Genomic DNA, 13,639 nt, shown 5'->3' with positions numbered 1-13,639 from the left:
TGAAGCAATATCGTATGGAGTAGAATATGAAGGCACACGCATAGTTAACGCTCTGCCCAGCTATCGGCGAATCGCAAATTACCGTCGCAATATGTCCAGGTTATTTTGTCGTACCGTAGTTCAACGACTTCAAGATGATTGTGTTTTTCTTTCGTCGGGTCTTTAGTGTCATGCATCAATGGCGTAACGGAAACGACGCGAACATTATCGAGATGCATATTGTAATATTCTACCTCTTGACCAGCGTCATTTATGCGATACCACCTGAATTCCGCTGTTTTGAGGGTTTGCCCAGTAGCAACGGCTTTCATCAGATAAGGAGAAGATGAATCAATTTCCTTTTGAAAAACGATTGGCGCATGGTTGCGTTTGCTGGTGATTTTACCGGTCAAAGGATCCGTTGGCAGGCGGAGGTTATGGGTAAAGCCGGTGACTTCAATGCTTCCCTCGCGGTCACGAATATCCACTGAGCCTGTGATTTTTGCGCCGCCGTCGTCCGTTAAGAAAAGATATACGGGTATTGCCATATTCAATTAACCTTCCATGTAATTGCACTTGAAAATATTCACGTCAGAAAATAATAGCCTTGATAATAATATGGTCAATTCGATTACTGTTTCTGGTTGTAACTTATCCAGACCAGGCTGGCTGGATGGTTTGGTCTCCCAATGCCATCCAGTTTATATTTTCTCTTAACGCAACACATCTGCGGATTAAGAGTTAAGGCTCAAGATAAAATATCACCCTGCTGGCGCGCCACCAGCGTCAGGATGGAGTAGAGCGCCACGGCCTGCTGGTGCTGATTGAAGATCTCAACCGCCCATTCCACCACGCCGGTCGGTTTTTCCTCCCCGGTACGCTGTTTCTTCAGCGTTTTACGTTTGCAGGTCAGACGCACCTGTATGGTATCGCCCGGCTTAACCGGCTCGATAAAGCGCAGGTTCTCCATGCCGTAGTTAGCAATAACCGGCCCGACGCCCGCATCAACAAACAGTCCCGCTGCGGCGGAGATCAGGAAGTAGCCGTGCACCACGCGCTCGCCGAAGATCGACTCTGCCGCGGCGATCTTGTCCATATGGGCGTAGAAGTGGTCCCCGCTCAGGCAGGCAAAGTTCACAATGTCCGCTTCCGTGAGGGTGCGGCGCGGCGTCAGCAGGCTATCGCCCGGCTGTAGCTCCTCGAAGTATTTGCGGAACGGATGCACGCGATCTTCCTGCACCGCTGCGCCACGCACCCACTGTTTGCCAATGGCGGCCAGCATCGTCGGGCTGCCCTGAATCGCGGTGCGCTGCAGGTAGTGCTTCACCGCGCGCAGGCCGCCCAGCTCTTCGCCGCCGCCCGCGCGGCCCGGGCCGCCGTGCACCAGCTGAGGCAGCGGGGAGCCGTGGCCGGTAGACTCTTTTGATGATTCCTCGTTAAGGATCTGAATGCGCCCGTGGGCGCGCGCCGCGCCGGCAATAAACTGGCGGGCAATCGCCGAATCGGCGGTGACCAGCGTACCCGCCAGGCTGCCGCCGCCCGCGCGGGCAAGCTGCATCGCGTGGCGTGCGTTGCTATACGGCATCAGCGTCGCAACCGGGCCGAAGGCTTCGGTTGAGTGCACCGCCGGGGTTTCGTCCGGCTGCGGGCAGAACAGCAGGGTCGGTGGGAAGAACGCCCCCGGGGCCTGCAGGTCCGCTTTGCCACCCAGACGGATCTGGCAGCCTGCGGCGATCAGTTGCTCCACTTTCTCCTGCACGTCCGCACGCTGTTCGGCGTTGACCAGCGCCCCCATCTTTACCCCTTCCTGCGCCGGGTCGCCCACCACCACTTTTTCCAGGCGTGCAATCAGCGCCTTGGTCACGGCGTCAATCTGGCTTTGCGAGACGATAATGCGGCGAATGGCCGTACATTTTTGCCCGGCTTTAGCGGTCATCTCGCGAACCACTTCCCGGACGAACAGCGCAAACTCCGGCTGTTCCGGCGTGACGTCTTCCCCCAGTACGCAGCAGTTCAGGGAGTCGGCCTCCATGGTGAACGGAATCGAATTCGCCACGATATTCGGGTGCACGCGCAGGCTTTGCCCTGTACTGGCGGAGCCGGTAAAGGTCACCACGTCCTGGCTGTCGAGCTGGTCGAGCAGATCCCCCGCGCCGCCGCAGATCAGGCTGATGGCGCCGTCCGGCACCAGCCCGCTGTCCACGATGGATTTCACCATCGCCTGCGTCACCTGCGCGGTCGCGGTAGCGGGTTTGATGATGGCGGGCATGCCGGCAAGCCAGGTCGGCGCCAGCTTTTCCAGCATCCCCCAGCAGGGGAAGTTAAAGGCGTTGATGTGCACCGCCACGCCGGCTTTGGAGGTGAGGACATGGCGCGCCGCAAAGCCGCCTTCTTTCGACAGCGGGATTAACTCGTCTTCCGGCCACAGCGTGTCATCCGGCAGCTCGCGGCTGCCCAGGCTGGCGTATGTGAAGAGGGTGCCAATGCCGCCTTCAATATCCACCCAGCTGTCCGCCTTCGTCGCGCCCGTCTGGGCTGACAGGGCATAGAACGTCTCTTTCTCGCTAAGCAGGTGCTTTGCCACCGCCTTCAGCATGGCCGCACGTTCGATAAAGCTCATCTCGTGAAGCGCTTCACCGCCGCGCTCAATCGCATAGCGACGGGCGGCCGCCATGTCCAGCCCTTCGCTGGTCACGCTCCACAGGGCTTCGCCACTGATGGCGTGATGAATAGTGCGTTCGCGGCCCCGGCCAGACTGCCAGGTACCGGACACGAAGCTGGCTAACTGCTGCATCGCTTATCTCCAAGTGTTACGTAATTTACTCATTAATAGTTTGATCATGAATCATAAAAATCAAGCTGAGTTTTTAATGAATTGTTAACGTTGTGATCTGGCCGGATGAATCTCACCGCTTAAAGGCGCTTTATGAAAGGCCTGAGACAAAAGCCTTGAGAGCAGCATCACAAAACCAGGAAACAATTCTTGGGGTTATATTTAACCTTTGTGTAACTTTTAAAAACAAAGTGATTCAACATTACGCTTTAATTTGCAAACTAAAGAATCATAAAGGTGACGACGTGACGCAAGAACAACGGTTTGAGCAGCGCATAGCGCAGGAGACGGCGATTGAGCCTCAGGACTGGATGCCTGACGCCTACCGTAAGACGTTGATCCGTCAGATTGGTCAGCATGCGCACTCCGAAATTGTCGGCATGCTGCCGGAAGGGAACTGGATTACCCGCGCGCCGACGCTACGCCGAAAAGCGATCCTGCTGGCGAAAGTGCAGGACGAAGCCGGGCACGGGCTCTACCTCTACAGCGCGGCGGAAACGCTGGGCTGCGCGCGGGAAGACATCTACCAGAAGATGCTCGACGGCAGGATGAAATACTCCTCCATCTTCAACTATCCGACCCTGAGCTGGGCCGATATCGGCGTGATTGGCTGGCTGGTGGATGGCGCGGCCATCGTCAACCAGGTGGCGCTGTGCCGCACCTCCTACGGTCCGTATGCACGCGCGATGGTGAAAATCTGTAAAGAAGAGAGCTTCCACCAGCGCCAGGGCTTTGAGGCCTGCATGGCGCTGGCGCAGGGCAGCGAGGCCCAGCGTCAGATGCTGCAGGACGCCATCAACCGCTTCTGGTGGCCGGCGCTGATGATGTTCGGGCCGAACGACGACAACTCGCCGAACAGCGCCCGCAGCCTGGCCTGGAAAATCAAACGCTTCGGCAATGACGAGCTTCGCCAGCGCTTTGTCGACAACACGGTGCCGCAGGTGGAGATGCTGGGCATGACGGTGCCGGATCCCGACCTGCGATTTGATGAAGAGAGCGGTCATTATCGCTTCGGCGAGATTGACTGGCAGGAGTTTGACGAGGTCATTAACGGGCGCGGCATCTGCAACCACGAGCGCCTGGCCGCGAAACGTAAAGCCTGGGAAGAGGGGGCGTGGGTGCGCGAAGCCGCACTGGCGCACGCGGAAAAACAACACGCCCGCAAAGTGGCTTAAGAGGAATCACGATGAGCAACGTCTACTGGCCGCTGTACGAAGTGTTCGTACGCAGCAAACAAGGATTATCCCACCGTCACGTGGGCAGTCTGCATGCCGCCGACGATCGCATGGCGCTGGAAAATGCGCGTGATGCCTACACCCGCCGCAGCGAAGGGTGTTCTATCTGGGTGGTAAAGGCGAGCGAGATTGTCGCCTCCCAGCCGGAAGAGATCGGTGAGTTCTTCGACCCGGCGGAAAGCAAGGTTTACCGCCACCCGACGTTCTACACCATCCCCGACGGCATCGAGCATATGTGAGGCAAAGAATGAATTCAGTGACTGCCTATGCCCTGCGTCTGGGCGACAACGGTCTGGTGCTTTCCCAGCGCCTCGGCGCCTGGTGCGGCCACGCGCCGGAGCTGGAAATTGACCTCGCGCTCGCCAATATCGGCCTCGACCTGCTGGGGCAGGCGCGCAATTTCCTGACCTATGCCGCGGAGCGGGAAGGCCAGGGCGATGAAGACACGCTGGCGTTTGGCCGCGACGAGCGCCAGTTCCGCAACGTCCTGCTGGTGGAGCAGCCGAACGGCAGCTTCGCCGACACCATTGCCCGCCAGTATCTGATGGATGCCTGGAACGTGGCGCTGTACGAACGGCTGACCCAAAGCAGCGACGGTCAGCTTGCGGCCATCGCCGCCAAAGCGGTTAAAGAGGCGCGCTACCACCTGCGCTTCTGCCGCGGCTGGCTGGTGCGTCTGGGCGACGGGACCGAAACGTCCGCGCAAAAAATGCAGCAGGCTATCGACAATCTGTGGCGTTTTACGGCGGAGCTGTTCGAAGCCGATGACGTCGAGCTGGCGCTGATTGACTCCGGCGTGGCGGTTGACCCGCGCGTCCTGCGCCAGCCGTGGGAAAGCGAAGTGTTTGCCGGTCTGAATGAAGCCTGCCTGCAGGTTCCCGCAGAGGTGGCGTACCGCACCGGGGGCAAGAGGGGGCTGCATACCGAACATCTGGGCCCGATGCTGGCGGAAATGCAGTATCTCCAGCGCGCGTATCCCGGTCAGCAGTGGTAAAGGAGAACGCTATGCAACGCCTCGTCGACATCGCGCCCGCGCAAATCCCGCAGATCTGGTCGCTGCTAAGCCAGATCCCCGATCCGGAAGTGCCGGTATTAACCATCACCGATTTAGGCATGGTGCGCAGCGTGAAGGCGCAGGGGGAAGGCTGGGTCATTGGCTTCACGCCAACCTACTCGGGCTGTCCGGCAACGGAACACCTGCTGGGGGCGATCCGCGACGCGATGACCGCGAACGGCTTCACCCCGGTGCACATTGTGCTCCAGCTTGAACCCGCCTGGACAACCGACTGGATGACCACCGACGCGCGCGAGCGCCTGCGGGCGTACGGCATCAGCCCGCCCGTGGGGCATAGCTGCCACGCGCACGCGCCTGTGGAGGTGAGCTGCCCGCGCTGCGCCAGCACCGATACCTCGCTTATCAGTGAATTTGGCTCGACGGCCTGCAAAGCGCTCTACCGCTGCAACACCTGCCGCGAGCCCTTCGACTATTTCAAATGTATTTGAGGCTGCCATGACAACGTTTCATTCATTAACAGTGGCAAAAGTGGAACCCGAAACCCGCGACGCGGTGACCATTACCTTTGCGGTGCCGCAGGCGCTGCAGGAGGCCTACCGCTTCCGTCCCGGCCAGCACCTGACGTTAAAAACGAAGCTTGACGGGGACGAGCTGCGCCGCTGCTACTCCATCTGCCGGAGTACCGCCCCGGGTGAAATCAGCGTGGCGGTCAAAGCCATCGACGGCGGGCGCTTTTCCCGCTATGCGCGGGATGAGATCAAAGCGGGCATGGCCCTGGAGGTGATGGTTCCTCAGGGGCAGTTTGGCTACCAGCCGCGGGCTGAACGTGAAGGCCACTATCTGGCGATTGCGGCAGGCTCCGGGATCACTCCCATGCTGGCGATTATCTCCGCGACGCTGGCGACCGAACCCAACAGCCAGTTCACCCTGATCTACGGCAACCGCAGCAGCCAGAGCATGATGTTCCGCCAGGCGCTGGCGGACCTGAAGGACAAGTATACGCAGCGGCTGCAGCTGGTCTCCATCTTCAGCCAGGAGCGGCTGGACAGCGATCTGCTCTTTGGCCGCATCGACGGGGAAAAGCTGCAGGCGCTGGCGAAAACCCTGATTAACTTCCGCCAGTACGACGAGGCGTTTATCTGCGGCCCGTCGGCGATGATGGACGACGCCGAAGCGACGCTGAAGGCGCTGGGGATGCCGGACAAATCCATTCACCTTGAGCGCTTTAACACCCCGGGGACCACCGCTAAACGCGCGGTGCACGTCCAGGCGGAAGGACAGAAAGTGACCGTGCGCCAGGACGGGCGCGATCGTGAAATCACCCTGACGGCGGACGACGAAAGCATCCTGGATGCCGCCCTGCGTCAGGGGGCGGATCTTCCGTATGCCTGTAAGGGCGGGGTGTGCGCCACCTGTAAATGCAAAGTGCTGCGCGGGAAGGTGGATATGGCGACCAACTACAGCCTGGAGCCGGACGAGCTGGCCGCCGGATACGTGCTGAGCTGCCAGTCGCTGCCGTTAACCGCCGACGTGATTGTCGACTTCGACGCGAAGGGGATGGCATGAGCGAACTGACTGTTACCCGTCATGGCCGCGTGCTGCAGCTGACGCTAAACCGTCCGGCGGCGCGCAACGCCCTCAACAATGCGCTGTTGACGCAGCTTGCGGAACAGCTGGAGGCCGCGGCTTCTGACATCGAGATTTCCGTCTGCGTGATTTACGGCAGCGAGCGCTGCTTTGCCGCCGGGGCCGATCTCAACGAAATGGCTGAGAAAGACCTGCCCGCCACGCTGAACGATATTCGCCCGCAGCTGTGGGCGCGGATTAACGCTTTTCCTAAACCGCTGATTGCCGCCGTGAACGGCTTCGCGCTGGGCGCAGGCTGCGAGCTGGCGCTGCTGTGCGACGCGATCGTTGCTGGCGATAACGCCCGTTTCGGCCTGCCGGAAATTACGCTTGGCATTATGCCCGGCGCGGGCGGCACCCAGCGTCTTATCCGCAGCGTCGGTAAATCGCTCGCCAGCAAAATGGTGCTGACCGGAGAGAGTATCTCCGCGCAGCAGGCGCTGAGCGCCGGGCTGGTGAGCGACGTCTTCCCGCCAGCGCTGACGCTAGAGTATGCCCTGAAGCAGGCGGCGCTGATGGCGCGCCACTCTCCGCTGGCGCTGCAGGCGGCGAAACAGGCGCTGCGCCAGTCTCAGGAGGTGGCGCTCCAGGCCGGTCTGGCCCAGGAGCGCCAGCTGTTTACGCTGCTTTCTGCCACCGAAGACCGCCGGGAAGGCATCGACGCCTTCTTACAAAAACGCACCCCCGACTTTAAAGGACGCTAATTGTGGAATGTATTCTCAGTCATGTTGAGCAGGGCGTAATGACCATTACGCTGAACCGTCCGGAGCGTCTGAACAGCTTTAACGACGTGATGCACCAGCAGCTTGCCGAGTGCCTGAAACAGGCCGAGCGTGATGACACCGTTCGCTGCCTGCTGATCACCGGAGCGGGACGCGGCTTTTGCGCCGGTCAGGATCTGAACGACCGCAACGTCGACCCCAACGGCCCGGCGCCGGATCTGGGGATGTCCGTTGAAACCTTCTATAACCCGCTGGTGCGCCGCCTGGCAAAGCTGCCGAAACCGGTCATTTGTGCCGTTAACGGCGTGGCGGCAGGCGCGGGGGCCACGCTGGCGCTGGGGTGCGACATGGTCATTGCCGCTCGTTCCGCCAGCTTCGTGATGGCCTTCAGCAAGCTCGGCCTGGTGCCGGACTGCGGCGGCACCTGGCTGCTGCCGCGCGTGGCCGGACGCGCCCGCGCCATGGGGCTGGCGCTGCTCGGCGACAAGCTCAGCGCCGAACAGGCGCAGGCCTGGGGGATGATCTGGCAGGTGGTGGATGACGAACAGCTCTCCACCACCGCGCAGCAGATGGCGCTGCACTTTGCGTCGCAGCCGACCTTCGGGCTGGGGCTGATCAAGCAGGCAATCAATGCAGCGGAAACCAACACCCTGGACGCCCAGCTCGATCTGGAACGCGACTATCAGCGCCTGGCCGGGCGAAGCGACGATTACCGCGAGGGCGTCAGCGCCTTCCTGGCGAAGCGCGCGCCGAACTTTACGGGGAAATAAGATGCTGAACATACGTACTGTCGCCGTGATCGGCAGCGGCACGATGGGCGCAGGGATTGCCGAAGTCGCCGCCAGCCATGGGCATCAGGTGCTGATCTACGACATCTCCAGCGACGCGATATCGCGGGCCATCGACGGGATCCGCCAGCGTCTGGCCTCCCGGGTGACGCGCGGAAAACTCTCCGCCGATGCCGGGAGCCAGATCCTCGCCCGGCTGCTTCCGGTCACGGATATCGAGGCGCTCGCCGCGGCCGATCTGGTCATAGAAGCGGCCTCCGAGCGTCTGGAGGTGAAAAAGGCGCTGTTTGCTCAGCTGGCTGAGATCTGCCCGCCGCAGACGGTGCTGACCAGCAATACCTCTTCCATCTCCGTCACGGCGATTGCGGCGGACGTCCACCACCCGGAGCGGGTCGCAGGGCTGCACTTCTTTAACCCGGCGCCGGTGATGAAGCTGGTGGAGGTGGTCAGCGGGCTGGCGACCTCTCCGGAAGTAGCCGACGCGCTGTGCGAGCTGGCGCTGAACTGGGGTAAACAGCCCGTTCGCTGCCAGTCAACGCCGGGATTCATCGTCAACCGCGTCGCCCGTCCGTTTTATTCCGAGGCCTGGCGCGCGCTGGAAGAGCAGGTCGCCCCGCCGGAGGTGATTGATGCCGCCCTGCGCGACGGCGGCGGTTTCCCGATGGGGCCGCTGGAGCTGACCGATATGATTGGTCAGGACGTAAATTTCGCGGTGACCTGCTCGGTATTTAACGCCTTCTGGCAGGAGCGTCGTTTTCTGCCTTCGCTGGTCCAGCAGGAGCTGGTGCTGGCGGGAAGGCTGGGCAAAAAGAGCGGAAAGGGCGTCTACGACTGGCAGGGTGACAAACCCGCCGTGCGGTGGGTGACGGCCGTGAACGACAGCTATAGCCCGATGCGCGTGGAAAGAAGACGTGACGGTGTCACCGAAATTGATGATGTGTACCTGATCGAAACGCAGGGCGAAACCGCTCAGGCGCTGGCGCTGCGGCTCAACGGCCCGGTGGTGGTGGTGGACCGCATTGAGCGCGACGTGGCGGTGATTGCGTCGGCCGCCAGCAACCCGCACACCGCGACGCAAAAGGCCATCCGCTACCTGCAGCAGCAGGGTAACCGGGTGGTGCAAATTGCCGATTATCCCGGCCTGCTGGTCTGGCGCACGCTGGCGATGATTGCCAACGAAGCGCTGGATGCCCTGCAAAAAGGGGTCGCCAGCGAGAAGGACATCGATACCGCCATGCGCCTGGGCGTGAACTACCCTAGCGGACCGATCGCCTGGGGCGAACGGCTGGGCTGGCAGCGCCTGCTGACGCTGCTGGAGAACCTGCAGCGTCATTACGGCGAGGAGCGCTATCGCCCCTGTTCACTGCTGCGCCAGCGCGCGCTTCTGGAGAGTAGCTATGAGTCATAACGCCTGGCATAACGCCCGCGCGATGTACGAACGGGACGCCTGCGCGCAGGCGATGGGGATGGACATTGTCGACATGGATGAAGGCTACGCGGTGGTGACCATGACCATCACCCCGCAGATGCTTAACGGCCATAAAACCTGCCACGGCGGCCAGCTGTTTTCGCTGGCAGACACCGCCTTTGCCTACGCCTGCAACAGCCAGGGGCTGGCGGCGGTAGCCTCGGGCTGCTCGATTGATTTTCTGCGTCCGGGATTTGCCGGGGACACGCTCACCGCCACCGCGCGGGTGATGCACCAGGGCAAACTGACCGGCGTGTACGACATTGAAATCCAGAACCAACAACAGAAAACCGTCGCCCTTTTTCGCGGGAAATCTCACCGCATCGGCGGCAGCGTGACAGGAGAGGCAGATGCGTGACGCATTTATTTGTGATGGCGTTCGAACCCCGGTGGGGCGCTACGGCGGCGCGCTTGCCGCAGTCCGAACCGACGATCTCGGTGCCGTGCCGCTGCGCGCGCTGCTGGCCCGCTATCCCCAGCTCGACCTCGAGCGGATTGACGACGTGATCTTCGGCTGCGCCAACCAGGCGGGGGAAGATAACCGCAACGTAGCGCGCATGTCGTCCCTGCTGGCCGGGCTGCCGCAGACGGTGTCCGGAACTACCATTAACCGCCTGTGCGGGTCGGGGCTGGACGCGATTGGTTTTGCTGCCCGCGCCATTAAGGCGGGCGATGGCGAACTGCTGATTGCGGGCGGCGTGGAGTCGATGTCGCGCGCGCCGTTTGTGATGGGCAAAGCCACCGCCGCGTTTCAGCGTCAGGCGGAAATCTTTGATACCACCATCGGCTGGCGATTTGTGAATCCGCTCATGCATCAGCAATTCGGAACTGACAGTATGCCGGAAACGGCAGAGAATGTAGCTGAATTGTTAAATATCAGCCGTGCCGATCAGGACGCGTTTGCGCTGCGCAGCCAGCAGCGTACCGCGCAGGCGCAGCAGAACGGCATTCTGGCGCAGGAGATTGTGCCAGTACCGGTGCCTGGCAAAAAAGGGGCGGTCACGGAGTTCTGCGTGGATGAACATCCGCGCGCGGACACCACGCTCGAACAGCTCGCTGGACTCAAAACGCCGTTCCGTAAGAACGGGGTGGTCACGGCGGGAAATGCCTCCGGCGTCAACGACGGCGCGGCGGCGCTGATCGTCGCCAGCGAGAAGATGGCGCTGGCGCAGGGGCTAGTCCCGCGCACGCGGATCGTGGCGATGGCGACGGCGGGCGTGGAGCCACGTCTGATGGGGCTCGGCCCGGTCCCGGCCACTCGCAAGGTGCTGGAGCGCGCCGGACTCAGCATTAACGATATGGACGTGATCGAGCTTAACGAAGCTTTCGCCTCGCAGGCGCTGGGCGTGCTGCGTCAGCTGGGCCTGCCGGATGATGCCGCGCACGTCAACCCGAACGGTGGCGCGATTGCGCTGGGCCACCCGCTGGGCATGAGCGGTGCCAGACTGGCGCTGGCCGCGAGCAATGAACTGCACCGACGCGGCGGGCGCTACGCGCTGTGTACGATGTGCATCGGTGTGGGTCAGGGCATTGCCATGATCCTTGAGCGTGTTTGAGCATAAAAACAATGTGAGTACCCTACAATGACAAATACAACAAAGCTTGATCCGATTGAAACGGCCTCCCTTGACGAGTTACAGGCGCTGCAGACCGAGCGTCTGAAATGGACGCTGCATCACGCCTACAGCAACGTGCCGATGTACAAACGCAAGTTTGACGCCGCGGGCGTTCACCCTGACGATTTCAAAGAGCTGGCGGATATCCGCAAATTCCCGTGCACCACCAAGCAGGACCTGCGGGATAACTATCCGTTCGATACCTTTGCCGTGCCGATGGAGCAGGTGGTGCGCATTCACGCGTCATCCGGCACCACCGGCAAACCGACCGTTGTCGGCTACACGCAGGGCGACATCGACAACTGGGCCAATCTGGTGGCCCGCTCCCTGCGCGCCGCGGGCGGCAGTGCGAAGGACAAAATTCACGTGGCGTATGGCTATGGCCTGTTTACCGGCGGGCTGGGGGCGCACTACGGGGCCGAGCGTTTAGGCGCGACGGTGATCCCGATGTCCGGCGGCCAGACGGAGAAACAGGCGCAGCTGATCCGTGATTTCCAGCCGGACATGATCATGGTGACGCCATCCTACTGCCTCAACCTGATTGAAGAGCTGGAGCGCCAGATGGGCGGCGATGCCAGCGGCTGTTCCCTGCGCGTGGGCGTCTTCGGCGCCGAGCCGTGGACGCAGGCCATGCGTCGCGAAATCGAAAAACGCTTAGGCATTACCGCGCTGGATATCTATGGCCTCTCCGAAGTGATGGGGCCGGGCGTGGCGATGGAGTGTATCGAAACCGTCGACGGCCCGACCATCTGGGAAGATCACTTCTACCCGGAGATCGTCAACCCGAACGACGGCACGCCGCTGGATGACGGTCAGCAGGGCGAACTGCTGTTCACCACGCTGACCAAAGAGGCGCTGCCGGTGATCCGCTACCGGACCCGCGACCTGACGCGCCTGCTTCCGGCAACCGCGCGCAGCATGCGCCGCATGGACCGGATCAGCGGCCGCAGTGACGACATGCTGATCATCCGCGGCGTCAACGTCTTCCCGTCGCAGCTGGAAGAGGAGATCGTCAAGTTCGAACACCTTTCTCCGCACTACCAGCTGGAGGTGAACCGTCGCGGGCATCTTGATTCACTTTCCGTGAAGGTGGAGCTGAAAGAGAGTAGCCTCACGCTGACGCACGAGCAGCGCTGTCAGGTGTGCCACCAGCTGCGCCACCGCATTAAGTCAATGGTGGGAATTTCCACCGACGTAATGATTGTTAACTGCGGCAGCATCCCGCGCTCGGAGGGCAAAGCCTGCCGGGTGTTTGACTTGCGTAAAGCTGCGGCCAACGGTTGAATTTCCCTCACCCCAGCCCTCTCCCACAGGGAGAGGGAGAACTACATTCCCTCTCCCTTTGGGAGAGGGTTAGGGTGAGGGGCTATCCCAGAATCCTGTGCTATGATTCATCCAGGACAAAAATTACAACAGAATGAATCACATGAATAAACTCGACGCCTTTATCCAGCACGCGGTCAGCTCCGTACCCGTCAGCGGGACCTCTCTCATCTCCTCGTTATACGGTGACGCGCTTTCCCATCGCGGCGGTGAGATTTGGCTCGGTAGCCTGGCCGCCCTGCTGGAAGGCATGGGGTTTGGCGAGCGCTTCGTGCGCACCGCGCTGTTTCGCCTCAACAAAGAGGGCTGGCTGGACGTTTCCCGCATCGGGCGGCGCAGCTTTTACCGCCTGAGCGACAAGGGGCTTCGCCTGACGCGTCGCGCGGAGAATAAGATTTACCGCGCGGAACTGCCCGCCTGGGACGGCAAATGGCTGCTGCTGCTCTCCGAAGGTCTCGATAAAGCCACCCTTGCCGACGTCAAAAAACAGCTGATCTGGCAGGGGTTTGGCACGCTGGCGCCGAGCCTGATGGCCTCGCCGTCGCAGCATCTGGCGGACGTGCAGTCCCTGCTTCACGATGCCGGCGTGGCGGAAAACGTGATCTTCTTTGAAGCCCACTCGCCGCTGGCGCTCTCCCGCGCCGCGCTGCGTTCGCGGGTGGAAGAGTGCTGGCAGTTAACCGAGCAAAACGCGATGTACGAGTCCTTTATCAATTCGTTCCGTCCGCTGCTGCCGCTGCTGAAAGAGGCCGCGCCCGAGGAGCTGACGCCGGAACGCTGTTTCCAGATCCAGCTGCTGCTGATTCACTTTTATCGTCGCGTGGTGCTGAAAGACCCGCTGCTGCCGGAAGAGTTGCTGCCCGCTCACTGGGCGGGGCAAAGCGCCCGACAGCTCTGCATTAATATCTATCAGCGTGTCGCGCCGGGGGCGCTGGCGTTTGTCAGCGAGAAGGGCGAAACCTCCGTGGGCGAACTGCCCGTGCCCGGCACGCTTTACTATCAACGCTTTGGTGGTCTTACAAACGCATAAGGAG

General features: G+C 61.3%; 14 protein-coding genes. 12 read left to right on the top strand and 2 right to left on the bottom strand.

Annotation, left to right across the window (positions count from 1 at the left end):
* Positions 1-44: 44 nt before the first annotated feature.
* Entirely contained in the window at positions 45-527 is a 483-nt protein-coding gene (locus ACMWLG_RS08320; RefSeq protein WP_045398973.1) for an Hcp family type VI secretion system effector, read from the bottom strand.
* Between the two features lie 200 nt (positions 528-727).
* On the bottom strand, positions 728-2,773 hold the full coding sequence (gene paaZ, locus ACMWLG_RS08315; RefSeq protein WP_045398976.1) for a phenylacetic acid degradation bifunctional protein PaaZ: 2,046 nt from the start codon (positions 2,771-2,773) through the stop codon (positions 728-730).
* Between the two features lie 284 nt (positions 2,774-3,057).
* Between paaZ and paaA the strand changes: the two genes are divergently transcribed.
* The 12 genes from paaA to paaX all read left to right on the top strand — a co-directional run bounded on the left by paaA (position 3,058) and on the right by paaX (position 13,635).
* Complete coding sequence (gene paaA, locus ACMWLG_RS08310; RefSeq protein ID WP_045398979.1) at positions 3,058-3,987, top strand: 1,2-phenylacetyl-CoA epoxidase subunit PaaA; 930 nt, start codon at positions 3,058-3,060, stop codon at positions 3,985-3,987.
* A gap of 11 nt (positions 3,988-3,998) precedes the next feature.
* Positions 3,999-4,286 carry a 1,2-phenylacetyl-CoA epoxidase subunit PaaB gene (gene paaB, locus ACMWLG_RS08305; protein WP_045398982.1) on the top strand — a complete coding sequence of 96 codons (288 nt, stop codon included), beginning with the start codon at positions 3,999-4,001 and terminating at the stop codon, positions 4,284-4,286.
* A gap of 8 nt (positions 4,287-4,294) precedes the next feature.
* A complete protein-coding gene (paaC, locus tag ACMWLG_RS08300) occupies positions 4,295-5,041 on the top strand; it encodes a 1,2-phenylacetyl-CoA epoxidase subunit PaaC (protein WP_045398985.1) in 747 nt (248 codons plus the stop codon).
* A gap of 11 nt (positions 5,042-5,052) precedes the next feature.
* Entirely contained in the window at positions 5,053-5,550 is a 498-nt protein-coding gene (gene paaD, locus ACMWLG_RS08295) for a 1,2-phenylacetyl-CoA epoxidase subunit PaaD (protein WP_045398988.1), read from the top strand.
* A 7-nt stretch (positions 5,551-5,557) separates the two neighbouring features.
* Positions 5,558-6,628, top strand: a complete 1,071-nt coding sequence (gene paaE, locus ACMWLG_RS08290) for a 1,2-phenylacetyl-CoA epoxidase subunit PaaE (protein ID WP_045398991.1) — start codon at positions 5,558-5,560, stop codon at positions 6,626-6,628.
* Complete coding sequence (gene paaF / locus ACMWLG_RS08285; protein ID WP_045398994.1) at positions 6,625-7,392, top strand: 2,3-dehydroadipyl-CoA hydratase PaaF; 768 nt, start codon at positions 6,625-6,627, stop codon at positions 7,390-7,392. The genes paaE and paaF overlap by 4 nt, the downstream gene beginning before the upstream one ends.
* The gene (gene paaG, locus ACMWLG_RS08280; RefSeq protein ID WP_100245660.1) at positions 7,392-8,180 is read left to right on the top strand and encodes a 2-(1,2-epoxy-1,2-dihydrophenyl)acetyl-CoA isomerase PaaG; all 789 of its coding nucleotides are present in this window, start codon (positions 7,392-7,394) and stop codon (positions 8,178-8,180) included. The genes paaF and paaG overlap by 1 nt, the downstream gene beginning before the upstream one ends.
* 1 nt (position 8,181) lies before the next feature.
* Complete coding sequence (paaH, locus tag ACMWLG_RS08275; protein WP_045620223.1) at positions 8,182-9,606, top strand: 3-hydroxyacyl-CoA dehydrogenase PaaH; 1,425 nt, start codon at positions 8,182-8,184, stop codon at positions 9,604-9,606.
* Positions 9,596-10,024 (top strand): hydroxyphenylacetyl-CoA thioesterase PaaI, encoded by a 429-nt coding sequence (paaI, locus tag ACMWLG_RS08270; protein WP_045399003.1) that lies wholly within the window; start codon positions 9,596-9,598, stop codon positions 10,022-10,024. The genes paaH and paaI overlap by 11 nt, the downstream gene beginning before the upstream one ends.
* Positions 10,017-11,222: a 3-oxoadipyl-CoA thiolase gene (gene pcaF / locus ACMWLG_RS08265; RefSeq protein WP_045399007.1), complete on the top strand. Its 1,206-nt coding sequence runs from the start codon at positions 10,017-10,019 to the stop codon at positions 11,220-11,222. The genes paaI and pcaF overlap by 8 nt, the downstream gene beginning before the upstream one ends.
* Before the next feature lie 27 nt (positions 11,223-11,249).
* On the top strand, positions 11,250-12,566 hold the full coding sequence (gene paaK / locus ACMWLG_RS08260; RefSeq protein WP_045399011.1) for a phenylacetate--CoA ligase PaaK: 1,317 nt from the start codon (positions 11,250-11,252) through the stop codon (positions 12,564-12,566).
* Positions 12,567-12,699: 133 nt separating this feature from the next.
* Positions 12,700-13,635, top strand: a complete 936-nt coding sequence (paaX, locus tag ACMWLG_RS08255) for a phenylacetic acid degradation operon negative regulatory protein PaaX (RefSeq protein WP_045399014.1) — start codon at positions 12,700-12,702, stop codon at positions 13,633-13,635.
* The last annotated feature ends 4 nt before the right edge of the window (positions 13,636-13,639 follow it).

It is taken from the genome of Enterobacter sp. 01-M-02-SI-ECC (assembly GCF_047530595.1).
Lineage (GTDB): Bacteria > Pseudomonadota > Gammaproteobacteria > Enterobacterales > Enterobacteriaceae > Enterobacter > Enterobacter cloacae_M.
Note: the sequence above shows the minus strand (reverse complement) of the source record. Positions and strands in the feature narration are given on the sequence as shown.